13 protein-coding genes are annotated in these 24139 nt (G+C 71.5%); 9 read left to right on the forward strand and 4 right to left on the reverse strand.

Annotated elements, in window-relative coordinates; genetic code table 11:
- Nucleotides 1-231: 231 nt before the first annotated feature.
- Together ACI2K4_RS35910 and ACI2K4_RS35915 are read right to left on the reverse strand one after the other, a co-directional pair.
- Complete coding sequence (locus tag ACI2K4_RS35910) at nucleotides 232-1896, reverse strand: FAD-dependent monooxygenase (RefSeq protein WP_404517597.1); 1665 nt, start codon at nucleotides 1894-1896, stop codon at nucleotides 232-234.
- 71 nt (nucleotides 1897-1967) lie between these two features.
- Complete coding sequence (locus ACI2K4_RS35915; RefSeq protein ID WP_404517598.1) at nucleotides 1968-4664, reverse strand: cellulose binding domain-containing protein; 2697 nt, start codon at nucleotides 4662-4664, stop codon at nucleotides 1968-1970.
- Nucleotides 4665-5431: 767 nt separating this feature from the next.
- Here ACI2K4_RS35915 and ACI2K4_RS35920 point away from each other — a divergent pair.
- From ACI2K4_RS35920 to ACI2K4_RS35935, 4 genes are all read left to right on the forward strand, one after another.
- Nucleotides 5432-5659, forward strand: coding sequence for a type A2 lantipeptide (locus tag ACI2K4_RS35920; RefSeq protein WP_356535614.1), 228 nt, complete (start codon nucleotides 5432-5434; stop codon nucleotides 5657-5659).
- Between the two features lie 83 nt (nucleotides 5660-5742).
- Complete coding sequence (locus ACI2K4_RS35925) at nucleotides 5743-6549, forward strand: HlyD family efflux transporter periplasmic adaptor subunit (RefSeq protein ID WP_404517599.1); 807 nt, start codon at nucleotides 5743-5745, stop codon at nucleotides 6547-6549.
- Nucleotides 6550-6677: 128 nt separating this feature from the next.
- Nucleotides 6678-8819: an NHLP family bacteriocin export ABC transporter peptidase/permease/ATPase subunit gene (locus ACI2K4_RS35930; RefSeq protein WP_404517600.1), complete on the forward strand. Its 2142-nt coding sequence runs from the start codon at nucleotides 6678-6680 to the stop codon at nucleotides 8817-8819.
- Nucleotide 8820: 1 nt separating this feature from the next.
- Nucleotides 8821-11682: an NHLP bacteriocin export ABC transporter permease/ATPase subunit gene (locus tag ACI2K4_RS35935; RefSeq protein WP_356535611.1), complete on the forward strand. Its 2862-nt coding sequence runs from the start codon at nucleotides 8821-8823 to the stop codon at nucleotides 11680-11682.
- A gap of 82 nt (nucleotides 11683-11764) precedes the next feature.
- Here ACI2K4_RS35935 and tkt read toward each other — a convergent pair whose 3' ends face one another.
- Nucleotides 11765-13945 carry a transketolase gene (gene tkt, locus ACI2K4_RS35940; protein ID WP_404517601.1) on the reverse strand — a complete coding sequence of 727 codons (2181 nt, stop codon included), beginning with the start codon at nucleotides 13943-13945 and terminating at the stop codon, nucleotides 11765-11767.
- Between the two features lie 496 nt (nucleotides 13946-14441).
- Between tkt and ACI2K4_RS35945 the strand changes: the two genes are divergently transcribed.
- Entirely contained in the window at nucleotides 14442-16268 is a 1827-nt protein-coding gene (locus ACI2K4_RS35945) for a SpoIIE family protein phosphatase (RefSeq protein ID WP_363305222.1), read from the forward strand.
- Between the two features lie 768 nt (nucleotides 16269-17036).
- Here ACI2K4_RS35945 and ACI2K4_RS35950 read toward each other — a convergent pair.
- On the reverse strand, nucleotides 17037-20426 hold the full coding sequence (locus ACI2K4_RS35950; protein WP_404517602.1) for a CARDB domain-containing protein: 3390 nt from the start codon (nucleotides 20424-20426) through the stop codon (nucleotides 17037-17039).
- A 563-nt stretch (nucleotides 20427-20989) separates the two neighbouring features.
- Here ACI2K4_RS35950 and ACI2K4_RS35955 point away from each other — a divergent pair.
- The 4 genes from ACI2K4_RS35955 to ACI2K4_RS35970 all read left to right on the forward strand — a co-directional run bounded on the left by ACI2K4_RS35955 (nucleotide 20990) and on the right by ACI2K4_RS35970 (nucleotide 23970).
- The gene (locus ACI2K4_RS35955) at nucleotides 20990-21070 is read left to right on the forward strand and encodes a putative leader peptide (protein WP_404517604.1); all 81 of its coding nucleotides are present in this window, start codon (nucleotides 20990-20992) and stop codon (nucleotides 21068-21070) included.
- A gap of 237 nt (nucleotides 21071-21307) precedes the next feature.
- A complete protein-coding gene (locus tag ACI2K4_RS35960; protein WP_363305219.1) occupies nucleotides 21308-22459 on the forward strand; it encodes an LLM class flavin-dependent oxidoreductase in 1152 nt (383 codons plus the stop codon).
- Complete coding sequence (locus tag ACI2K4_RS35965; protein WP_404517603.1) at nucleotides 22456-23313, forward strand: hypothetical protein; 858 nt, start codon at nucleotides 22456-22458, stop codon at nucleotides 23311-23313. The genes ACI2K4_RS35960 and ACI2K4_RS35965 overlap by 4 nt, the downstream gene beginning before the upstream one ends.
- A gap of 102 nt (nucleotides 23314-23415) precedes the next feature.
- Entirely contained in the window at nucleotides 23416-23970 is a 555-nt protein-coding gene (locus ACI2K4_RS35970) for an FxLYD domain-containing protein (RefSeq protein WP_363305217.1), read from the forward strand.
- Nucleotides 23971-24139 lie beyond the last annotated feature (169 nt).

A 24139-nucleotide genomic window follows, 5' to 3' on the forward strand; every position in this document is an offset into this window, starting at 1 on the left:
CAGGCACCCGTCAAACCCGGAGTCAAGTTCCACGACCTCCTCGTCGTCTCCCTCGGCGGCCAAGGACAGTACGAACACGTCATCAACAACACCGGAGCACCGACCTCCGGTACGTCGACCATCCCGTCCCAGGTGGTGTCCTTCCCCTGAGGCGAGACGAGGTGAGGTGAGCGGCGCTCAGCTCACCCACTACGCGGGGGTCCGGCAGCCGGTCGCTGCCGGATCCCCGCTTCACGTACCGAGGAGCACGGCCAGATGGGCCGACAGCTCCGGCCCGTCCGCAGGTGCGGTACGCAGCCCGAGGTGGCCGTCCGGCCGCACGAGGAACGCCTCACCACCCCGCGCGCCGTAGACGCGGCGGAACTCGCCGGCTCCGTCGTGGACCGCGGGGATACGCAGCGCCGGGGCACGTACCCCGGAGCCGAGTACCGCGCAGCTGTTCAGCATGCCGTGCCCGGCGTGACGGGCCAGGGACGCGATCTCGTCGAACGCCGCCGCCCGGTCCTCGTCGTCCGCGTAGAGCAGCAGAGTGTGGTCCCGTTCCCTGAGCAGGGTGAACAGCCGTACGGGGAAGGCCCCCAGCGCGTACAGGAGGCCGCCGCAGTCGGGCGCCCGGTCGCCGGGGGCCGGCCCGTCCCGGGCCCCGCCGCCCGGCCCCACGACAGGGCTGTCCCGGTAGCCGAGCAGGAGCTGGGCCTCGCGGAGCAACAGCGTCGCGGGCGCCTCCGCCTCGCCCCCGACGCCGGTCCGGGCGTGGCGGAGTGTCCGCGCCACGACTTCCTCCCCGACGGGCCGTCGTTCGGCGTCGTAGCTCTCCAGCAGTCGGGGGCCGGCGTGGCCCCGGACGGCCGCGGCGAGTTTCCACGCCAGGTTGAAGGCGTCCTGGATGCCGGTGTTCATCCCCTGGGCGCCGGTGGGCGGATGGATGTGCGCGGCGTCACCGGCGAGGAACACCCGCCCCGCGCCGTAGCGGTCGACGATCCGGTGGCTGATGCGGAAGACCGAGGACCAGCGCAGCGAGGAGGCGGTCGTGGGCCGCGGTGAGAGCCGGCCAAGCACCGCCTGGATGTGCTCGATACCGGGCAGCGGGCCCTTCTCACCGCTCAGGCCGTGCGCCACCCCGTCGGCGCCGGCGCCTCCCGCCCCGGAGAGTTCGGGCGGGGTGCGCATCGACATCCGGTAGCGGCGATCGCCGGGCAGCGGGATGCACACGAGGAGGTCGTCCGTCCGGCCGTCGACGACGTGCGTGGAGCGGACGCCGTACCCGGCCGGCAGGTCCCAGTCGACCTCGACGTCGCCCAGCATGTACTCCTCGGGGAGGGCTCCACCCTCGAAGGACAGTCCGAGCCCCTTGCGTACGGCGCTGTGGGCGCCGTCGCAGCCCAGGAGGTAGCGGGCCGTCACCTCCTCCCGGCCGCCGGACGGGGCACGGAGGACGGCCCTGACCTCGCCCAGGTCCTGCTCGAAGGAGACGAGTTCGGTGCCTCTCCCGACGTGCCCTCCCCAGCGCCGCAGGAGGTCCTCGAGGAGGCGCTCGGTCTCGTACTGCGGGAGGGCGGCGAAGCGGTACGGGATCTCCGGGGGGAGGTCCAGGTCGATCCGCGCCCGTTCCTCGCCGTTGACGTAGGTCAGCTGTCCCCGCATCGGGACGGCGGCCTCCATGGCCTCGCGGATCATTCCCATCCGGTCCCAGATCTCCAACGTTCGGGGCTGGACGCCCACGGCCCTGGCGTACGGCAGCCGTCCGGGGAGCCGGTCCACGACCCGGCACGAGATCTCACGCCGGCACAGTTCGGCCGCCGCGGTCAGCCCGACCGGACCAGCGCCCGCGATCAGCACGTCGACGTCCACCACCGGTGCCTCCCAGGGTGAGATCAGGTCACTCAAATGCAGCACACCATGGGCGATATGTCCATTTCACCCCGTGTGGGCCGGCGCGGCCCCCTGGTCCGCGCCGACCCCCGGGATCAGGCGACGGCGCAGGCCTCACCGTCCACCGTGAAGGCGCCCGGCTCCGCGTTCGTGGCCGTCCAGGTGCCCGTGAAGCCGAAGCCCGCGGACGATCCGGGCGCCACCTCGCCGTTCCAGGCGACGTTCCTCGCGGTGGCCTTCGCGCCGTCCTGCTGGTGCGTGGCGTTCCACATCTGGGTGACCTTCTGGCCTCCGGGGAAGGTCCAGCCGAGCTGCCAGCCGTCGTAGGAGGTGCTGCCGGTGTTCGTGACCGTCACGTCGGCCTGGAAGCCACCGGCCCACTGGTTGGTGACCTCGTACGTCACCGAACAGTCGGCATCGGCCGGGGGACCGCCCGGACCGGGGTCCGGATCCGTGCCTCCGCCGCCGGTGCCCGAGGACTCCCCCACCTGGATGCCGCGGCCGTTCGTCGAGACGTAGACCCGGCCGTACACCCGCGGGTCCCCGGTGATCGCGGCACCGGTCCAGCCCCACTGGTGCGCGTCGTCGTTGATCCGCGTCCAGGTGGCCCCGGCGTCCGTGGAACGGAAGATGCCGCGTACGTTGCCGATCTTCGCGCTGACGAAGACGCTCTGGTACGAAGCCCCTGGGGCTGCCTTGCCGAAGCCGACGCTGTCCGCCTGGTCCACACCGGAGGACTTCGTGAAGCTGGCGCCGGAGTCGGTCGAGCGCCAGAGCCCGTACGCCCCGGTCGACGCGCCGCCCGCGAGCCAGATGTCGCCCTCGGTACCGGGCAGCGCCTTGAAACGGACGTTGCCTTCGGCCGGGAGCCCGGTCGCCTTCGCCGTGAAGCTCGCGCCGGAGTCGGTCGACACGTAGAACGTGCCGGCCTTGAATCCGTAGAACTTCCTGGGGTTCTTCCGGTCCGACTCGACGGTCGCGCCTGCCGGGATCCCGGTGGAGGGGGTCCAGGAGTTGCCGTAGCCGGTGGTCCGGTGCACGGCCGCGCCTTCGGGGCTCCAGACGAATCCGCTGCCGTCCGCGGCGGCGGCGACGGTGCCTCCTCCGGTGACCCCCGAAGGCTCGGATCCCTGGAACCAGTTGGCGCCGTTGTCGGTGGAGAAGCCGATGTGCGGGGCAGCGTCGGCGTTGCCCACCCGGACGACCGTACCGGGGGCCGTCTCCGCGAAGTCCAGGCTGGTGGTCGAGTCCAGGTTCGGCGAGGTGAACATCATGGCGGGCACCGCGTCGAGGTCGGTGTGCCGGAAGCCGCCGATGTCGCCGAGGGCGCTCAGCAGCGGCGCGCCCGAGGGCGGGCTCGCCAGATCGTTGACGGCCGTCTCCTCCAGCCCCTTCACCATGGGTGTGATGGTGAACCGGCCGCCTGAGTCCCAGGACGTGAGGTTCTCGGTGCCGTAGACCGTCGCGCCCGTGCCGTACATCATCCGGTCAGAGTCGAACGGGTCGATCTCCAGGGCCTCCGTCATCCAGCCCAGCTTGGGTGAGGTCTCGGGCGGGGAGGGGGTGGCGCCCCAGCTGAGCCAGGGTACCGAGGAGACGTCCTGCGTGTAGCGGTTCGATCGGTTCGGATAGCTGGTGTAGTCCCAGGCCTTCGTCCAGGTCGCACCGCTGTCGGTGGAGCGGAAGATCTGGGTGTCGGGCCACCACGAGCTGTAGGCGGTGGCCATCAGGGTACCGGGTTCCTGCCGGTCGACGGAGAGCCCGCTGAAGCCGTGGTAGGTGTCCGCCTCCGCGACCGGGCTGACGTCCTTCCACGCGCCGGACCCGGTGTCGTACCGCCAGATCCGCCCCTTGGCACCGTCGTACGGCCCGCCCGTGTCGCTCAGGGTGAGGTAGAGGTGGCCGGTCGCCGAGTCGAGTACGCCCTTGTGCGCGAGGTAGCCGGTCGGCTGGCCGGGGATCCGGGACCAGGTGCCGCCGCCGTCCGTCGAGCGGTAGACGGTGTTCGCCTTGTCGGCGACACCCACGTAGATGTCCTGGGTGGCGCTGCCCGCGCTGCCGGAACGCTCGTCGAACGTCACCCAGACGATGCCCTGGTTGTCGCTGCCGTATCCGCTGGTGTCGGACGGGTCAGCCGCGTAGTTGCCGGGGTTGGGGAAGGCGGTCACCTCGGACCAGGTGACCCCTGAGTCCGTGGACCTCCAGAGCCCGTTGCCGCTGGGGGCTCCCAGATAGAGCACGGAGTTCTTGTTCGGGTCGACCGCGAGCCGCTCGCCCATCCCGCGTCCCGGCATGTTCCCGCCGAGCTTGAAGGGGAGCGTGGCGGCCTTCCATGAGGCGCCGCGGTCCGAGGAGCGCAGCACGGCCCCGTTCGTCGGGTCCCAGCTGTTGGTGTACGTGCCCACGGCGGCATAGACCTTGTCGGGGTCGGCGGTGTCGGAGGCGAGGCCCACCACACCGGACCAGCCCCACCGGTCCCAGTCCACCCAGTCCAGCAGTGGCGTCCACCGCTTGCCGGCCTGGTCCCACCGGTACGCGCCGCCGATGTCGGTGCGCGCGTAGGCGAGGTTCTTCTCGGACCGGTTGAAGACGATGCCCGGCACGAAGCCACCGCCGTCGATCCGTGCGTTCTTCCAGGTGTAGGTGTCCGCCGCGATCGACACATCCGATGCCTGGGCCGTGTCACGCCCTTCGTCGGAACGCGCGAAGGCCGGGGGTCCGGTGACCGACAACCCGGCGGTCAGGGCTAGTGCCGCCAACAGGACGGCGACGGGTCTGGCGCTCAAGTGCACGGAAACGTCCTCTCCGAGCTGGTACGCCGCTCAGCGGCGATACAGGGCCGACAAAGGGTGGGAGCGCTCCCATCGAGCACCACGATGCTAGCGCCGCGCACCGCCGGGGTGAAGGGTGGTGCACACGTTTCATCGGATGAATCGACTTCGGAGGCTCACACAGCGCCCGCACCTCCGGACGGACTCGCCCCACCCTTCGCGTCCACACCGGAACGCGACAGCGCGACACAGGTCCTCCACCTCTCCGGAGACAGGAACGCATCACGGGCACACCTGCCGGAAAACACTTCATAAATGGGTCGCCGACCACCATTCGAAGGGCACAGAAAATAGAGACCGACTCACCTTTTACGCTCTCGTGAATAGCGATAGCTTCCGAACCCGTTCTCCATGAATCACGCCCTCGACCGGAATTGAGCCGGCCTCCCGATCCCGGGAAATCTGCACACGGCATGCGCACACCGATCACGCGTGCGGACACGAAATGCCTGGTCCAGACCGATGCGCGGGGAGTTTGCGACAGGAGTGCCCACTTGGGAGGCGCTCGGTCGCACCGGCAGGAATCCATCCGGTGAAGCTCGTGAAGGAACTGCCGCCATGAAATGAACACTTCTGCACGAAAGAAGATTCAAGCGCGCCGACAACTACGGATCCGCCGCAGTTCGATTGGCTGCGCGAGGTGCGTGCGTGCTTTGATCCTGGCCCATACGGAGGCCGCACCACCGGGTTTCCGTACAGAAGCAATTTCCATACGAAGGGCGCTCATCATGAACTACACCCCCCAGGTCGAGACCGCCGAGATCTCCGACAACGACCTCGACAACGTCTCGGGCGGCCTCATCGGCGGCCTCGCGGGCAACGTCACGGGCACCGTCGAGGGCATCGTCCCCGTCTCCGGCGTCGTCGGCTCGGTCACGGGTCTCGTCGAGTCGGCCACCGGTGTGAACACGGGCGCGGTCACCGGCCTGGCCACCGGCCTCACCGCCGGTCTCTGAGAGACGGCAGCACCCCGCCGAGCCCCGGAACCCGTCGGTTCCGGGGCTCGGTGCCGACCGTCGACAGGTGAGGGAAGAGTTTCATGCAGTTCCGCCAACAGGCGCTTTCCAAGCTGCAGTCGCCCGAACAGCTCGATCTGCCGGTGCGCTTCGCCCGACCCCAAGGCCTGCTCGTCCTCTGCGTCACCGTCGCCGTGATGGGCGCGGCCTGCTTCTGGGCCATGACGGGCTCGGTCGCGAGCACACTCGACGCCCCCGGCATCCTCACGCACTCCCGCGGCAGTTACGTCCTGCAGAGCCCGGTCGCCGGCCAGGTCACGGAGGTGCTCGCCGACGAGGGCGAGACCCTCCCCGCCGACGCCCCACTGCTCACGGTCCGTACGGAGAAGGGTGACAAGGTCGTCCGGACGATCGACCCCGGCCGCCTCACCTCGGTGACGGCCACCATCGGCGCGGTCGTGGGCACCGGCGCCGACGTGGCGAGCGTCGAGCGGATCGACGGCCCCGACGATCCGCTGGTCGTCCTGCTGTACGTGTCCGGCGGCTCCGCCGCTTCGGTCCCCGTGGGCGCCCGGGTCGACCTGAAGGTGCAGTCGGTACCCGCCCAGCAGTACGGGGTGCTGCGCGGCAAGGTGGCCGCCGTCGGCAGGACCGCGCAGACACAGCAGCAGATCACCCGCTTCCTCGGCGACGCACAGCTGGGCGCCCAGTTCTCCAGGCGCGGGCGGCCGTCGGCGGTCCTGGTGCGGATCGAACGCTCGGACGCCACGGAGTCCGGCTACCGGTGGTCCTCTGCCGACGGTCCTCCGTACGCGATCGGTTCCATGACCCTGGCCGACGGCTCAGTCCGGCTGGCCGACCAGCGCCCGATCGATTGGCTCCTCCCGTGACCGCGCCTCACCCCTCCCCCGCCGCACAGCAGTTGCCGCCTTCCGGCCGCGGCAGACACCGGCCCGAGAACGGGCCTGGCGGCAGACGCCGGTCCCGTCCGGCCCCGAGGCCCGGACGCACGAAGACCGTGCGCACCCCGACGGTGCTCCAGATGGAGGCCGTGGAGTGCGGGGCCGCCTCGCTGGCGATGGTGCTCGGCCACTACGGCCGGCACGTGCCGCTGGAGGAGCTGCGCATCGCCTGCGGTGTCTCACGCGACGGTTCGCGCGCGAGCAACGTGCTGAAGGCGGCGCGCAGTTACGGTCTGCGGGCCAAGGGAATGCAGATGGAGCCCGCCGCGCTGGCGGAGGTGCGCGCCCCAGCGATCCTGTTCTGGGAGTTCAACCACTACGTCGTCTACGACGGCACGGGGCGCCGCCTCGGGCGGCGGGGCGTGCACATCAACGACCCCGACAAGGGCAGGCGGTTCGTACCGACCGAGGACTTCGACACCAGCTTCACCGGGGTCGCCCTCGTGCTGGAACCCGGTGAGGACTTCCGGCGCGGCGGCCGCAAGCCCGGTGTGCTGGCCGCGTTGCCGGCCCGGCTGCGCGGCACCACGGGCACGATGCTGGTCGCCCTGCTGGCCAGCCTGCTCCTGGTCGCCGTCGGAGCGACGCTGCCGGCCCTGAGCCGTACGTACATCGACATGTTCCTGATCGGCCGGCAGACCTCACTGCTCGGCGTGCTGTTCGGCGCGATGGGCACCATGGTGGCGCTCACCGTCGTACTGACATGGCTTCAGCAGGCGAACCTGCTGCGGGGGCGCATCATCTCGTCCACGCTCGGCAGCGCGCGCTTCTTCCGGCATCTGCTCAGGCTGCCGGTCACCTTCTTCGCCCAGCGCAGCCCCGCCGACCTCGTCCAGCGCCTGCAGTCGAACGACGCGGTGGCAGAGACGCTCGCCAGGGATCTCACGGCGGCGGGTGTGGACGGCATCGTCGTACTCCTCTACGCGTTCCTGCTGTGGACGTACGATCCGCAGCTGACCGTCGTCGGAGTGGGGATCGCCCTGCTCAACGTGGTCGCGATGCGCATCGTCGTACGGCTGCGGGCCACCGGCACCCAGAAGCTGCGGGCCGACAGCGCCAGGCTGACGAACACCTCGTACACCGGTCTCCAGTTGATCGAGACGATGAAGGCCACCGGCGGCGAGAACGGGTACTTCCGCCGGTGGGCCGGGCAGCACGCGACCACCCTGGAGGAGCAGCAGCGTCTCGGGGTCCCGAGCGCCTGGCTGGGTGTCGTCGCGCCACTCCTCGCCACGCTCAACAGTGCGCTGATCCTGTGGATCGGCGGGCTCAGGGCCGTCGAGGGGCACATCTCGATCGGTCTGCTCGTCGCCTTCCAGGCGCTGGTGACGCGGTTCACCGCGCCGGTCACCCGGCTCAACGGGGTCGCGGGGCGGATCCAGGACTTCGCGGCCGACGTGGCCCGGCTGAAGGACGTCGAGAACTTCCCGGTCGACGCGCTGTACTCACGCCGCGAGCCCGCGGCGAGCACCCGTCGGCTCAAGGGCCATGTGACGCTGGAGAACATCACCTTCGGCTACAGCCCGCTCGACAAGCCCCTGCTCACCGGCTTCTCGCTGGCGGTGGGTCCGGGGCAGCAGGTCGCCCTGGTCGGCGGTTCCGGCAGCGGCAAGTCGACCGTCTCGCGGCTCATCTCGGGTCTCTACAGTCCCTGGGAGGGCGTCATCCGCATCGACGGGCAGCGTCTGGAGGACATCCCGAGGGGTGCGTTGGCCGCTTCGGTGTCCTTCGTCGACCAGGACGTCTTCCTCTTCGAGGGGACGGTCCGCGACAACGTGGCGCTGTGGGATCCCTCGGTCCCGGACGACGCGGTGACCGAGGCACTGCGGGACGCCGCGCTGTACGACGTGGTGGCCCGCCGCCCCCGGGGCATCCACAGCCGGGTGGAGCAGGACGGCCGCAACTTCTCCGGCGGTCAGCGCCAGCGCCTGGAGATCGCCCGGGCCCTCGTACGCCGTCCCAGCATCCTGGTCCTGGACGAGGTCACCAGCGCGCTGGACGCCGAGACGGAGCGGATCATCATCGACAACCTGCGGCGGCGCGGCTGCGCCTGTGTGGTGATCGCGCACCGGTTGAGCACGGTGCGCGACAGCGACGAGATCGTGGTCCTGGACCACGGGACGGTGGTGGAGCGCGGCCGGCACGAGCAGCTGGCAGCCGCCGGAGGCCCGTACGCCGAGCTGGTCAGGGAGCACTGAAATGGCATCCGTACACCCCCTCGCGGCCGGGGCCGACGCTCCCGGGCGGGACCCGGTGATCGACGCGCTGGGAGCACTGGGCTCGCCGGTGGACTGCACCGGACTGCGGAGTCTCTCGCTCGAGGGGCCGCAGGTGCTGTGGCTGGTCGTGGACGGCGCCCTCGACCTGTTCGCGGTGGACGCGGCGGAGCAGGGGCACTGGCACTTCCTGGGCCGGCTGGAGGCCGGAGCCCTCGTACTGGGTCCGGTCGAGGGCCCGCAGCACACTCTGGTGGGGCGACCGCTCCAGCAGTGCGCGCTGCGCCGGGTCCCGCTGCGCGAGCTGTACCGGCCCGAGTACGCCGACCAGGGGCCCTGGGACGGTCAGTACCGCAGCCACTACGACACCGGTGACGCGACGCTGAGCCTGCTGGAGCACGCCTTCTCTCTGGGCATGGGCCGCAGCCGGCGTGTTCTCTTCGAAGCGCCGCTGGACGGACGGACCGCCGTCGACGAACCGGTCGGTGACGACGACGTCCTGTGGCTGCCGGTGTCGCCCGGGGACGTCCAGTACGGCGCCGCCTTCAGCGCGGAGGCGGCGGGCGACCTGCTGGTCGACGCCGCGATGTGGCAGGGGATGGTCAACCAGCAGTACCGCCTGCTGTCGGCCCTGGACCGCTGGATCGAGCAGTTGGAGCGGGCGCACGAGGACCGGACCGCGGCCGGGATGAAGGCGGGTGAGGCCGTCCGCAAGGAGGCCGACCAGGCGCTCCTGACCTCGATCGGCCGCTCCGGGAAGGGCTCCGCGCCATCGGCCGGCGCCTCGGACGACGCGGTGTACGCGGCCTGCCGTCTGGTTGCCGGGGACTCGGGGATCGTCCTGTCCGAGCCCGGCGCGGGCGGTGCGGTGAGCGACCGGATCGATCCGGTCGAGCGGGTCGCCGTCGCCTCCCGCGTACGGACCCGAGCGGTGCGGCTCGACGGGCGCTGGTGGCGGGTGGACTCCGGTCCGCTGGTGGGCCGTCGGGCCGCGTCCGGCGCGCCGGTGGCACTGCTGTGGCGCCGGGGCCGCTACGAGGCGGTGAACCCGTTGACCGGGCGGCGCAGCCGTGTGGACGGTGGGTGCGCGGAGGAGTTCGAGGATCGCGCGGTGATGTTCTACCGGGCCTTGCCCGAGCGGCCGTTGGGCAAGTGGCAGCTGCTTCGCTTCGGTCTGTTCGGCACCAGGGCCGATCTGCGCAGGCTGGTGCTCACCGGACTGGTGACGGTCGCGCTGGGCTCTCTGGTGCCGATCGCGACGGGCCGGGTGCTCGGCGTGTACGTGCCCAACGCGGAGACCGGGCTCATCGTGCGGGTCTCACTGGCGGTGATCATCACGGGGGTGGTCTCGGCCGCGTTCATGCTGCTGCAGAACCTCACGATCCTGCGGATGGAGGGGCGTGTCGAGAGCACGCTCCAGCCCGCGGTGTGGGACCGGCTGCTGCGGCTGCCGACGCGGTTCTTCACCGAGCGGTCCACCGGGGAGCTGGCGAGCGCCGCGATGGGTGTCAGCGCCATTCGGCGCGTGCTGTCCGGCACCGGCCCCGTGGTGGTACAGGCGGGCACGCTCGGGGCCGTGAACCTGGGTCTGCTGCTCTGGTTCAGCGTCCCGCTGGCGCTCACCGCCGTCGCGATGCTGGTGGTCGTCGCCGGGGTGTTCCTGACGATGGGCATGTGGGAACTGCGCTGGCAGCGCAAGCTGGTCGTGCTGGGGAACAAGCTCAACAACCAGGCCTTCCAGACACTGCGGGGGCTTCCGAAGCTGCGGGTCGCCGCGGCGGAGAGTTTCGCTTACGGGGCATGGGCCGCGGAGTTCGCCCGCAGCCGTGAACTGCAGAAGCGGGCCGGCCGGATCAAGAACATGACGACGGTGCTCAACGCCGTCTATCTGCCGCTGTGTTCGCTGGCCGTCTTCATGCTGCTGGCGGGTCCGGCCCGCGGCTCCCTCTCCGCGAGCGAGTTCCTGACCTTCAACACGTCCGTGACGATGCTGCTGACGGCTGTCACCCAGCTCACCGGCGCGTTCGTGTCCGCCGCCGCCGTCCTGCCGATGTTCGAGCAGATCAAGCCGGTGCTCGACGAGGCACCCGAGGTACGCGGCGTCAGCACGCAGCCGGGCCCGCTGTCCGGGGAGATCGAGGCCAGGGGCGTCTCCTTCCGCTACACCGACGACGGTCCGGTGGTCCTCGACGAGGTGTCGCTGACCGTGCGGCCGGGTGAGTTCGTCGCGATCGTCGGACCCAGCGGGTGCGGCAAGTCGACGCTGCTGAGGCTGCTCATCGGCTTCGACCGCCCCGTCTCGGGCAGTGTGCTGTACGACGGCCAGGATCTGACCTCGCTGGACCAGGCGGCTGTGCGCCGGCAGTGCGGGGTCGTCCTGCAGAACGCCCAGCCGCTGTCGGGCTCGATCCTGGACTGCATCTGCGGCGCCGAGGTCTTCACCCAGGAGGAGGCGTGGGAGGCCGCTGCCATGGCGGGTCTCGCCGAGGACATCAAGCGCATGCCGATGGGCCTGCACACGATGATCTCCGGCGGCGGCGCGATCTCCGGCGGGCAGCGCCAGCGGCTGATGATCGCCCAGGCCCTGGTCAGGCGGCCCCGCATCCTGTTCTTCGACGAGGCGACCAGCGCGCTGGACAACGAGACCCAGCGCACGGTCATCGAGAGCACGAGGTCCCTGCGTGCCACCCGGGTGGTGATCGCGCACCGGCTGTCCACGGTGCTGGACGCCGACCGCGTGATCGTCATGGCGGACGGCCGTGTCGTCCAGCAGGGGCCGCCCGCCGAGCTCCTCGCGGACACGGGCGGGCAGCTCCATGAGCTGGTGCGGCGCCAGATGGCCTGAGCCCTCCCGCTCGGCGGGAAGGGCACCGTCTCCGGGCGCCAGGACCGTCGTAGGACGGTCCTGGCGGACACGCACGGAAGGCTCAGTCCCCGCGGCCGCCGGGCCGGGGAGCCTCCGCGGCGTCCCGGATGCTGTCGTGTGCCGCGGCGGCCACGGCTTCGGCGGTGATGCCGAACTCCTCGTACAGCCGCTGGTAGTCCGCGGAGGCACCGTAGTGCTCGAGGCTCACGATGCGGCCGGCGTCGCCGACCACCTCGCGCCAGCCCTGGCCCACCGCCGCCTCGACACTGACGCGGGCGCGCACCGCGGGAGGCAGCACCTCGTCCTGGTAGGACAGCGGCTGTTCGGCGAACCATTCGCGGCAGGGCATCGAGACCACGCGCACGGCCAGGCCCTCCTGGGCCAGCCGCGTACGCGCGTCGAGGGCGATCTGCACCTCGGAACCCGTCGCCACCAGGATGACGTCGGGGGCTGCCCCGGACGCGTCGGCGAGGACGTAGGCGCCGCGTGCCGCCCCCTCCGCCGAGGCGTGGGTGCCGTCGGCGCGGTCGAGGACGGGCAGGTTCTGCCGGGTCAGGACGAGACCGGCGGGGCGGTCGGTGTGCTCCAGGACGGTCCGCCAGCAGACGGTGGTCTCGTTGGCGTCGCCGGGTCGTACGACGTCGAGGCCGGGGATCGCGCGCAGGGCCGCGAGGTGTTCGACGGGCTGGTGGGTGGGACCGTCCTCGCCGAGACCGATCGAGTCGTGGGTCCACACGTAGGTGACGGGGAGCTTCATCAGGGCACCCAGCCGGACCGCCGGACGCATGTAGTCGCTGAACGTGAGGAACGTGCCGCCGTACGGGCGGGTCAGGCTCTGCAGTCCGATGCCGTTGAGTACAGCGCCCATCGCGTGCTCGCGGATGCCGAAGTGCAGGGTGCGTCCGTAGGGTCCGCCCTCGAACTCGGCGGTCTGCCGGTCGGACGGGACGAAGGAGGGCTCCCCGTCCATGGTGGTGTTGTTGCTGCCCGCGAGGTCCGCCGAGCCGCCCCACAGCTCGGGCAGCACCGGGGCGAGGGCGGTCAGGACCTCGCCGGAGGCCTTGCGGGTGGCCATGCCCTTCGCGTCCGCCGGGAACACCGGCAGGGCGTCGGTCCAGCCGTCCGGAAGTTCCTGCTCCCTCAGCCGGTCCAGCAGTGCCGCCCGCTCGGGGGCGGCGCCGCGCCACGCCTCGTAGGCCTTCTGCCACTCCTCCTTGGCCGCCCTGCCGCGCTCCCCGACCGCCCGGGTGTGGGCGATGACCTCGTCCTCCACGGGGAAGAACTCCTCGGGGTCGAAGCCGAGGAGCCTCTTGGTGCCGGCGACCTCCTCGTCCCCCAGGGCCGCTCCGTGTGCCTTGCCCGTGTTCCGCTTCGTCGGGGCGGGCCATCCGATGATCGTGCGCAGCATGATCAGGGAGGGGCGGGAGCGTTCCGCCTTGGCCGCCTCGATCGCGGCGAGCAGCGCGTCGACGTCCTCGACGTAGTCGCCCGTACGGGTCCAGTCCACCGTCTGCACGTGCCAGCCGTACGCGGCGTAGCGGGCGGGGACGTCCTCGCTGAACGAGATGTCGGTGTCGTCCTCGATGGAGATGTGGTTGGAGTCGTAGAACACCACGAGGTTGCCGAGCTGCTGGTGTCCCGCGAGCGAGGAGGCCTCCGAAGCGACGCCCTCCATCATGTCGCCGTCGGACGCGAGCACGTACACGTGGTGGTCGAAGGGGCTGGTGCCGGGGGCGGCCTCGGGGTCGAGCAGCCCCCTCTCCCTGCGTGCCGCCATGGCCATGCCCACGCTCGCACCGATGCCCTGGCCGAGTGGACCGGTGGTGATCTCGACGCCCCTGGTGTGCCGGTACTCCGGGTGGCCGGGTGTCGCCGACTCCCAGGTCCGCAGGGCCTTCAGGTCGTCCATCTCCAGGCCGTAGCCGGCCAGGTAGAGCTGGATGTACAGCGTCAGGCTGGTGTGGCCGCAGGAGAGGACGAACCGGTCCCTGCCCAGCCACTGGTCGTCGGTGGGGTCGTGCCGCATGACCTGCTGGAAGAGCAGGTAGGCGAGGGGCGCGAGGCTCATCGCCGTACCGGGGTGGCCGTTGCCCGTCTTCTGGACGGCGTCGGCGGCCAGGACCCGGACGGTGTCCACCGCCCGCACGTCCACGTCGCTCCAGCCCGCCCGTTCGGCCACGGGAAGGGCGAGCCCGGGGTCGCGGGGTCCGGTGCTTCCGGAAGAGGATCGTTCGGGCGCCATGGTGTTGTCTCCCTCGGATGTCGCTCGTCGCTACGACGGGGCCGGTCGGCGCGGTTCGCCACCCTTCGCATCCTCCGTTCCCGCGCCACCGCCCGCACCCGGAGCGGCCCGGCGGCGCGGGCGGGAGGTCCGGGCCACCGGACGGATCACCTGACAGGTGCCGCACTCGCCCCTGCCACCCGGTCGCGTACCCCGGTGCGGGGCCGCCATCCCCGGATCCGGCACTCGGGACGGCCCTCCCGAGCGGCGGAACGGACGGGGCGGATGAATGATGGGCACACGTCGCGGTGCCACGGGTGCCCGCCGGTCTCCGAGCCGATGGGGCGGCCGGGCCTCGCTCCGGCCGTCGAATCGGAAGGCAGCGCATGACCTCCCAGACCGCTGTCCCGGCGGGGGACCGGGTGCCGCCCCTGCGGTTGCCGCCGGGCGATCCGGACGCGGTGGTGTCCCCGGAACCGGCCGGGTACGGCCGCCACGGGACGGCGGGGTCCGTGCGATGAGGGACGAGGACGGGCCGCTGGAGCTCGGGCTCATGCGCAAGGTGTTCGAAAGCCTGGGCGCGGGTGTGCTGGTCATCGACACCACCGGCCGGCTCACGGCGTCCAATCCCCGGGCGCAGCAGTTGCTCGGCCGTGCGCGGGAGCAGTTCCTCGGTCACGACATGCACGATCTGCTGCACCGCGGGAAGGACGGGAGCACGCTCCCGCGTGACGGGTGCGCCCTGCTCGCGGTCCTGGAGAGCGGCCGGCCGGACGAGGGCGGCGAGGAACTCCTCCTGCGTGGGGACGGCAGCCTGCTCCCGGTGATCTGGGCCGCCACCCCGTTGCGGCACGAAGGCGAGCTGAACGGCGTGGTGGTCGTCTTCCACGACTTCAGCCTGCACCGTGACGCCGCCGAGAGGACCGCCGCCCATCTGGCGGCGCTGGAGGAGCTCACCGCCCGGCTGACGATGGTGGCGGAGGTGTCGACGGTCCTCATCTCCACGGCTGACACGCCGCGGATGCTGAACCGGCTGGCCGCGCTGCTGGTGCCGGAGATGGGCGACTGGGTCGCCGTCGACGTGCACACGCACGGCGAGGAGAGCGGGATGCGGCGCGTCGCCGTCCGCAGCAGGGACGACCGCGGTGCCGCCCGGGAGCTGACCGGGCCGCTGCCGCCCCTGGCCGAGTCATCGGGCTCGGCCGTCGCGCAGGCCCTTCGGGGTACCCGTCCGGTCGTGCTGGACGCGTACGCCCTCGCGGAGCCGCCGGACACCCCGCTCGCCGTCGCGCATCGCGAGCTCTTCGACCGGCTGGGCGGAACCTGTGCGGTCGTGGTGCCCCTGCACACCCGGCGGCAGGTCTTCGGCGCGCTGACAGTGGCACGGACCGCCTCGGGTTCCTCCTACACGGGGGCCGAGCTCGCGCTGCTGGCCGACATCGCGCGACGCGCCGGACTCGTGATGGAGGCGGCGGACCTGTTCGAGCAGCAGCGCCATGTCGCGGAGACGATGCAGCGCCAGCTCCTCACCCCGCTGCCCCAGGTCGACCACCTGCGGACGGCGGCCCGCTACCGGCCGGCCCAGAGAGCCGCGCAGATCGGCGGGGACTGGTACGACTCGTTCCTGCTGGGTGACGGCGCCCTGACGATGGTCATCGGGGACGTCGTCGGGCACGATCTCAAGGCCGCCGCCCACATGGCCGAGGTCCGCAACATGCTCCGGGCCCTGGCCTGGGACCGGACGGAACCGCCCAGCCTGATCATGCGCCGCCTGGACGAGGCGATGACGCACACCAGCGACGCCCCCATGGCGACGTGTGTCTTCGCCCGCGTCGAGGGGCCGTCGGGCGGCCCCTGGCAACTGAACTGGGTCAACGCCGGACACCCCCCGCCCCTGCTGGTCACGGCCGAGGGGCGCACGCGCTTCCTGGAGGAGGGGCACGGACCGCTCCTGGGGCTCAGCTCCGCCCTGCACATGGGGCTGGGGTGGCCGGACGCGCGGACGGACCTGCCGCCGCGTTCCACCCTGCTGTTCTACACCGACGGTCTCGTCGAGAGCCGCACCCGCGACATCGAGGCCGGGCTCGCGACACTGCGCCGGCACGCCTCGGCCCTGGCCGGTCTCGACATCGAGGACTTCCTGGACGCACTGCTCGAACGCATCGACCCCAGTGGTGACGACGTCGCGCTGCTGGCCCTGCGCGTCCCGTCGGCGGGGGCCGGGGCAGGAGGCTCCGAGGAGGCACCACCGCTTCACACGCACAGCCCCGCCGCCGCCGACCGCGGCGCCCCGGGGGCGAGTGTCGAGGGCTCCCCCGTCCAGGACACCTCCGATCCGGCCTGACACACACCCCCGTCGCCCCTTGCCCTTGCCCCCTTGCTGACGACTTCGCGCCTCAGGGAGGCCGTGTACGTACGCCCCCGGTTGCGCGGCGGGCTCGTCACCGCGGTAACGGTCACGGCAGGCGGGCACGGCCCCCTTCCGCGGCGGCGGCGCCGAGAGGCGGAGAAGTATCCGGAGCGGCGCCCCGATGCGCCCCGCGAAGGCGCGCACCGCGCGGAAGACGGCCCGCTCCCCGTGGGCGAGCCACAGGCCGCACAGGACTGCTGCCAGCAGGTGCGCCACGAGCATGCCGGTGGACGACGGCATACCGCTCATGGTCTGGCCACCGTGGACGGCGGAGCCGAGTCCGGCCGACGCGTCCGTGGCCATGTGGAGTGCCGCGTGCGGACCTTGACCGGGAGGGGGCTGGGAGATCAGGTTGCCCAGGCCGGCGTTCCGCACGACCTGCACCGCCTCCCGCTCCGAGAGACGGCGGCCGGCGGTTCCTGAACGGCTACCTCGACATCCCCTACGACATCCCACGCGGCTGCGCGGCGGGCTACATGCCCGAGATGAACGTCCTTGTGCGCGCTCGTCGACCACAGCGCGCAGAGCGATCAGCCGGTCATGAAACACGCCGAGGTGACGATCGTCCCCGCCGGCTGAGTGCCTACGCGTGTCCGGTCCGACTCCCCTCCCCCTTCCCCCTCCCCGAACACGGCTGCCCCGGCCGGCACGCTCGACGGCGTGTCGGCCGGGGCCGGTTCGTGCCCGGTCCGGGTACCTGGCCTACCTCCGGGCGGCCGCCTTCCCGGCGCTGCCGTTGATGACGAACTGCGACCCGGGTTCGACCACGACGTCGCCGTCGGCGGAGCCGGTGACGGTCACGTCGGTCAGGGTCGCGCTGCCCCGTGCGCCTCCGTGGGCCAGGATTCCGGACCCGTTCACGGAGTTCTCGATGCGGACCCGCGAGATCTGCGCTCCGGGCACGGATCCGCCGCCCGACTTGAACTGGATCCCGTCGTAGGTCGAGTCGTGGATGTCGGTGTCCCGGATCGTGACGCCGGGGATGTCCTGGCCGGCGGCGAACAGCGTGATGGCGCCGAATTCCTGGGCCTCGCCCCAGAAGGCCCCGCCCGTTCGGTGGAGGGCGTTGTTGGCGATCAGTGTCTGCCCGGAGAAGGGCAGCGGGTCGTGGTCGGTCGCCAGCATGATTCCGGGGTAGTTCATCGTGTCCGAGATGATGTTGTTCTCGATCGTGTTTCCGTAACCCCCGTAGATCGCGATGCCGTTGGCGCGCCAGGGCAGCTGGATCGTGTTGTTGCGGAAGTGGTTGTCGTGGCCAATGTCCACCGACGGGTTCTTCACGTACTTGCTCGACCACACGGCCAGCGAGTCGTCACCGGTGTTCCGGAAGGAGGAGTTGAACACCGTCGAGTTCCTGGTGCCGTTGGCGAAGTTGATGCCGTCCGCGTAGGTGTTGCGGATACGCATGCCGGTGAACTCGACGACGTCGCCGGGTCCCCACAGCTCCGGGATGTTGTCGTAGTCGCGGCCGACCCACACCCCGACGTTCGCGTGCTCCAGCCACACGTTGGTGATCTTGGTGTCCTCACCGAACCGGCCGTTCAGGCCCACTCCGCCCTCGGCGTTGCCGTCCCCGCCCCGGATGGTGCCGGAGCCGAAGATCGCCAGGTCCGAGATCTTCGTGTTGTCGTCGATGTCGAAGCCGAAGTTGCCCTCGTGCGGGTGGTTGATGCCGCCCGCGTTCTGGGGCTGGGTGAGCGTGTACAGCTGTGAGTGCCACATGCCCGCGCCTCGGATGGTGACGTCCCTGATCCCGACCTGGTTGAACTGCCCCCGGTTCAGCGGGTCGTCGGTCAGGATCTTCTGCTCCTGCCGCCACTGCCCCGGCGGGACCCACACGCAGCCGATGTCACCGTTCTGGTCGGCCGTCACGGCCCGCTGGATGGCGTCGGTGTCGTCGATCCCGTCGTTCGGGACGGCGCCGTAGGCGGTGATGGAGGTGCATCCGGCCGGCTGGGCCGCCGCCGGCGCCACCTGCTCCAGATCGACGAGGTCGATCACGTAGAAGGACGCCGTGTCACCGGCGTCGCGCTGGAGGCGGAACTTCGTCCCGGCGGGATACGTCCGGCCGAGCAGGGCGTTGGACTCGTCGAAGAGCCTCCGGGCGTCCGTCTGCGGCTGGTTGGTGAGGCCCTCCGGGCTGTCCGTGTCGCCGTAGAGCCAGCTGTGCTTGGAGGAGAGGGTCAGTTTCCGGGCGAAGGTGTTGTCGACGTACAGGCTGATCGTGGCCTCGGCTCCGCCGCCGCCGGGGGCGTCGGGGATCGAGTTGCGGACCACGATCGAGTTCGACGGCACGGTGGAGGTGACCTCGACGTACTGTCCGGTGGAGTTCAGCCGCACGGAACGGCGGCCCGAGGACTCGGTGGCGAAGTTGGTGTGCCCGAAAGTCCGCTTCCGGTCGGACTCGAGCAACGTGCCCTGGTAGGTGCCCTGTTCGGCCTCGTACTCGGTATAGGGCACCGCCGCCCCGCGCCCGACCACGATGGCGCGCGAGAAGACGTTGTTGTTCTCGTCGGTCTCGGCGACGACACCGGTCGCGTCCGCGGTGGCGGTGAGGTTGGCCCCACCGCTCTTCGCGGTCCAGCTGCCGCTGACGGGCACGTCGACCGTGCCTCCGGCGGGGACGGCCCCGGTCGCGCCGTTCAGCGTCGTGCCCTCCACGAGGAGGCGGGTGACCGTCGAGGTGCTCACGGCGGCGGTGCCTCGGTTGTGCACGGAGACGGTGAAGGTGACTGCGGCGCCCACGGCCGGGTTGGACGGAGTCGACGTGATGCCCAGGACCTCGAGGTCGGGTCCGGGGCTCCGGCCGATGACGAGCTCGGACGAAGCGGTGCGGCTGTTGTTGCTGTTGTCCTGCTCGGCGATCGTGTCGCTCGGGTCGACCACCGCCGAGACGCTGTACGAGCCCGCCGACCGCTTGCCGACCGCGACCGGCACGGTGACCGACGCTCCGGCGGCGAGGGCCCCCACGGGCGCGCTTCCGGCGACCACGCCCGCCAGGCTGACGTCGACGGCGGTCGCGACGGCGGCCGCCGTGCCCGTGTTGCGTACGGTCGCGTTCACTGCGACGTCGTCCTTCTCGGACGGCGCCGTGGGCGACCACGTCAGGCCGGAGACGGTCAGGTCGGGGTTGGGCGCCGCGGTTCCGACGACCTGGACCTCGGCGACCTGCGCACCCGCCGCACCCGTGTTGGCGAAGAACTTCAGCTGTACGTCGGCGTACCGCCCGCTGACCGGGATCGTCACCGTGTTCTGGTTTCCGGAGGGGTCGAAGGCGTGGTCGGCGCGGTCCTTCAGCGAGGTGAAGCCGGTGGCCGACCCGGCACGGCCGAGCACTTGGAGACTCTGCGTGCGGGCGGCCCAGGCCTGTTCGGGGGAGAGCTTGACGACGACCGCCTCGACATCGGCGTCGGCGCCGAGCCGGACCGTCAGCGTCGCGGGCTGACCGTTCGACTCCCAGTAGGTGCCGACCTTGTCGTCGTTGGCGTTGGCGGCCGCATAGGTCTGTGTGTACGACGAGGCTTCGATCGGCTTGCCGAGCGCCAGGTTGGAGCCGTTCGCGGGCGGCGGGCCGGAGCCCTCGTCGCCGTAGACCTCCACCTGGGAGAGCTGGGCGGCGTTCCAGCCGGTGTTGGCGGTGACCTGCACCCGGATGTAGCGCACCTGCTTCGCGGTGAGGCCGACGGTGACGGTGTTGGCCGTCGAAGGGCTGAACGCCCGGGCCGCCGAGGCGGAGAGTGCGCTGAAGCTGCTCCCGTCCGCGCTCCCCTGGATGCTCAGTGTCTGGGTCCTCGCCTCCCAGGTGTTCGGCAGCCTCAGCACCACCTGGTCGACGTCGAACCGGTTGCCGAGGTCGATCCGCACCCATTGCGGGAGGGCGCCGGAACTCTCCCAGTACGTCTGCTGGCTGCCGTCGGTGACGTTCGACGCCGGGTAGGCACCGTGCGACCCGCTGGTCGTCGCCTGCTTACCGAGCGCCAGGTCGGTCCGCTGGACGGCCGCCGAGGCGGCCGTCGGCAGAAGTCCGACGGTCATCAGCGCGGCTGCCACCGCACCGACGACGAGGCGCCGTCGGAGTTGCTTCCATCTCATGCTGTCCTCTGTTCCGGGGGTGCCGAGGGACCGGGAGGGCACCGCGGCGCGGTGCCGGACGCACGGCGTGTCCTGCGGCGCCGGACGTTCGGCGACGGCCGGGTACGGGCTGCCGGTACACCGAGGGGGACGATCGGGGACGCCGACAGGAGGGAGAGCAGGCCATCTGCCGGAAAACTCGCGCTAATCGCCTAGATTTTTGAGTGATCTGGTCAATATTTTGCGGTGCTGAGGTGACAGGTTTCTAGCAGGTGACAGTTTTGTCAACGGTCCTCACACCCGCACGACGCCCGCCGCAGCTCAACGCCGCCGCGCGGACGGGGGGAGCGTGGCAACGCCGTACGAAGCGGCGGACGGCGGGGCCGCACTCGCGGCGCGTCGGTAGCCGCCCGCACACGTCACGGCGCTCGCCGGCCGGCTCGGGGCAGGCCGGCCGGGGCACGCTCGGGCGGACGCGACGGCCTCGACCGCCGTCACGGCATCGCGGACGGCCGTCTCACCTGCTGACATTCCTGTCCGGACGAACTTGAGCCGGGCGGGCCGGGTCCACCACAATGCCTGGCATGACCGATGCCGCCGACTTCCTCGTCGGACGCCTGCACGTCGACCTGTGCCGCCAGTCCAGCGCGACCTGTCGCCGCTGACGCCTGCCGGACCTCCGGAGTCGTAGGGCTGTGAGCCCGGGCGCCCGCACCCCGGCTTCCCGCACGTCCGCAGTGCCCCACGACGCGACGCACCGCGCCGCCGTCGTCCCTCCCCCGCACCTCCCGCCGTTCCGTGTGCCCCGACGCGTATTCGAACGTACGCGGCCGGGCCGCCGCCGCACGCCCGGCCGCGGTCCGCCCGGCACGCGGCCCCTCCGCATCCCCTCGGGAGCCCTCATGTCTGCCCTCACCTTCCACTGGTTCCTGCCGACGACCGGTGACAGCCGGCACGTCGTCGGCGGCGGCCACGGATCCACGCCCGGCTCGGCCGGCGGGGACCGGCCCGCCTCCGTCGAGTACCTCGGCCAGATAGCCCGCACCGCCGAGCAGCTCGGCTTCGTCGGGGCTCTCACCCCCACGGGCGCGTGGTGCGAGGACGCCTGGCTGACCACGGCCATGCTCACCCAGGTCACCGAACGGCTGAAGTTCCTGGTGGCCTTCCGCCCCGGCCAGATCAGCCCGACGCTCTCGGCGCAGATGGCCGCGACCTACCAACGGCAGTCGCACGGGCGGCTGCTGCTCAACGTGGTGACGGGCGGCGAGTCCGCCGAGCAGCGCGCGTACGGCGACTTCCTCGACAAGGACCAGCGCTACGCCCGCACCGGGGAGTTCCTGGACATCGTGGGGCGCCTCTGGGCGGGCGAGACGGTCGACCACCACGGCGAGCATCTGCGGGTCGAGGGGGCGAAGTTGAGCAGGCTGCCGGAGCCCGTGCCGGAGATCTACTTCGGCGGGTCGTCGCCCGCCGCCATCGATGTGGCGGCACGCCACACGGACGTGTACCTGACCTGGGGCGAGCCGCCGGCCCAGGTGAAGGAGAAGACCGACCGGGTGCGTTCGCGGGCCGCTGCCCAAGGCCGGGACGTGCGGTTCGGGATCCGGCTGCACACCATCACCCGGGACACCTCCGCGCAGGCGTGGGCCGAGGCGGAGAGGCTGCTGGAAGCCATGGACCCGGAGCGGATCAAGGCGGTGCAGCAGGGGCTGGCGACCAGCGAGTCCGAGGGGCAGCTGCGGATGCGCCTGCTGCACAACAGCGGGGAGACCGGCAGCCTGGAGATCTACCCCAACCTGTGGGCCGGTGTGGGCCTGGTGCGCGGAGGTGCCGGCACGGCGCTCGTCGGCAGCCACACGGAGGTCGCGAACCTGATCGAGGAGTACCACCGGCTCGGCATCGACGAGTTCGTCCTCTCCGGGGTTCCCCACCTGGAGGAGGCGTACCGGTTCGGGGAGGGCGTCCTGCCGCTGCTCGAGAAGCGCGGTCTGTGGCGGCACCCGGCAGGTCCGCACGCGGCGGAGGCGGGCATCGTCCCGTTCGCCGGCCGATGAGTGCGGCGCCCCGGCCCACGCGGGCACCGCACGCCGGGCCGGAGCCCGAGCAGCCTCCGACGCCCCGCCGGCTGAGGACCGTGGTGCCGGCCAGCCTGCTCGGCACCACCGTGGAGTGGTACGACTTCTTCCTCTGGAGCACGGCCGCCGGGCTGGTGTTCGGCAAGCTGTTCTTCCCCGCGGTCGACGGCACGGTCGGGACGATGCCGGCGTTCGCCACGTTCGCCGTGGGCTTCGTCGCCCGCCCGGTGGGCGGTCTGGGGGCCCGCAGGGTCTACCTCGTGGGCATGAGCGCCTTCACCGTCTCCGTCCTCCCGGCGTTCTGGCTCTTCGGCACCGGCGGCACGTGGGCCTTCGCGGCGGCGCTCGTCGTGACCCTGGGGGTGGTGCACGCCTCGTTCTACGGAGCCCAGGGGACCCTCTTCGCCACTCCGGTCCGGTACACGGGCACGTCGTTCGTCTACCAGGTGTCAGGAGTCTTCGCGTCGGGGATCACTCCCCTGATCATGACCGCGCTCCTGGCTCCCGGCTCGGGCGACCCGTGGTGGGCCTGCGGCTACCTGGTGCTGACCGGTCTGGTCAGCGTGTGGGCGACCAGCCGGCTACGGGAGGAGGACCAGGCACCTGCCGACCGGACGCGGATCCTTCGCCCAGCTCCCGCCGCTCAGCGGATCCGGCCTTCCCGGGGGCGGCAGCGACAGCCCGCAGCGGCCGGATCACCTCGTCCGAACGCCGGTTCGTGGCGGTGGGACCAGGGTGAACCCATGACTGGCGCACGATCACGTCCCGTTCCCGGGCCGTGCGGGACCGGCGCTCCAGGTTTGTGCGGACCGGCGGTCCTGGTCAGGCCATAGGCTGACCCTTCGTGCCCGAATGTCCCATGGGGGGATCACATGTCATTTCCACCGCCGCCGGAGCAGGGGCCCGGACAGCCTCCGCAGTGGAACCCTCCGCCGGTGCAGCAGCCGTACGGACCACGACCCGACCCGGTGTGGGGCGCGCCGCCGCGCCGCAAGTCCGGCACCGGACTGATCGTCACACTGTCCGTCGTGGGCGGACTGGCCGGGCTCCTGGCGATCGCGGGCGTGCTGACCGTGGCCCTGGGGGGCGGTTCCGACTCGTCGGCCCGGGAGAGGGGACCAGCGGCGACGGCATCGGCGAGCAGTGATCCGACCGATCCGGCACCCGCCGTGGAACCCACCGACGACCCCGCGGCGGAGGCGAGGAGCGCCGAGGCGGACGTGACCTTGTCCCGGTGCACGATCGACTCCCTCACGGAGTGGCCGTCCGTCGACGTGAAGATCACGAACGGGACCGCCGCAGCGGCCACCTACATCATCTCGGTCGAGTTCGTGGACGACTCCGGCACCCGGGTCGCCGAGGGAATCGCGTCGGCGAGCGCGCTCGCGCCGGGACAGACGTCGAAGCAGAAGGCGCAGGGCCTGGGCAAGGCGCCCGCCGACACGAAGTGCAAGGTGTCGCACGTGTCGAGGTTCCCGGCGGACGAGTGACGCCCGCATGCCCGAGGGCGGCGGGGGGGGGGGGGGGGGGGGGGGGGGGGGGGGGGCCCCCCCCCCCCCCCCCCCCGCCGCACCCTAGGCTCGTCGGGTGACTCACGGTCGGTGGTGCGGGGACGGCTCCAGGCGTACGGCGATCGTCGCGGCGGTGCTGGCCGGCGTA

The sequence above is a fragment of the Micromonospora sp. NPDC050397 genome (genome assembly GCF_044901685.1).
Classification (GTDB): Bacteria; Actinomycetota; Actinomycetes; order Mycobacteriales; family Micromonosporaceae; genus Micromonospora_G.

Excerpts from the sequence above, each read along its gene's own strand:
- ACI2K4_RS35960 (WP_363305219.1), top strand. The coding sequence starts at position 21,308 with ATGTCTGCCCTCACCTTCCACTGGTTCCTGCCGACGACCGGTGACAGC.
- tkt (WP_404517601.1), bottom strand. The coding sequence starts at position 13,945 with ATGGCGCCCGAACGATCCTCTTCCGGAAGCACCGGACCCCGCGACCCC.
- ACI2K4_RS35920 (WP_356535614.1), top strand. The coding sequence starts at position 5,432 with ATGAACTACACCCCCCAGGTCGAGACCGCCGAGATCTCCGACAACGAC.
- ACI2K4_RS35965 (WP_404517603.1), top strand. The coding sequence starts at position 22,456 with ATGAGTGCGGCGCCCCGGCCCACGCGGGCACCGCACGCCGGGCCGGAG.
- ACI2K4_RS35945 (WP_363305222.1), top strand. The coding sequence starts at position 14,442 with ATGAGGGACGAGGACGGGCCGCTGGAGCTCGGGCTCATGCGCAAGGTG.
- ACI2K4_RS35935 (WP_356535611.1), top strand. The coding sequence starts at position 8,821 with ATGGCATCCGTACACCCCCTCGCGGCCGGGGCCGACGCTCCCGGGCGG.
- ACI2K4_RS35925 (WP_404517599.1), top strand. The coding sequence starts at position 5,743 with ATGCAGTTCCGCCAACAGGCGCTTTCCAAGCTGCAGTCGCCCGAACAG.
- ACI2K4_RS35955 (WP_404517604.1), top strand. The coding sequence starts at position 20,990 with ATGACCGATGCCGCCGACTTCCTCGTCGGACGCCTGCACGTCGACCTG.
- ACI2K4_RS35950 (WP_404517602.1), bottom strand. The coding sequence starts at position 20,426 with ATGAGATGGAAGCAACTCCGACGGCGCCTCGTCGTCGGTGCGGTGGCA.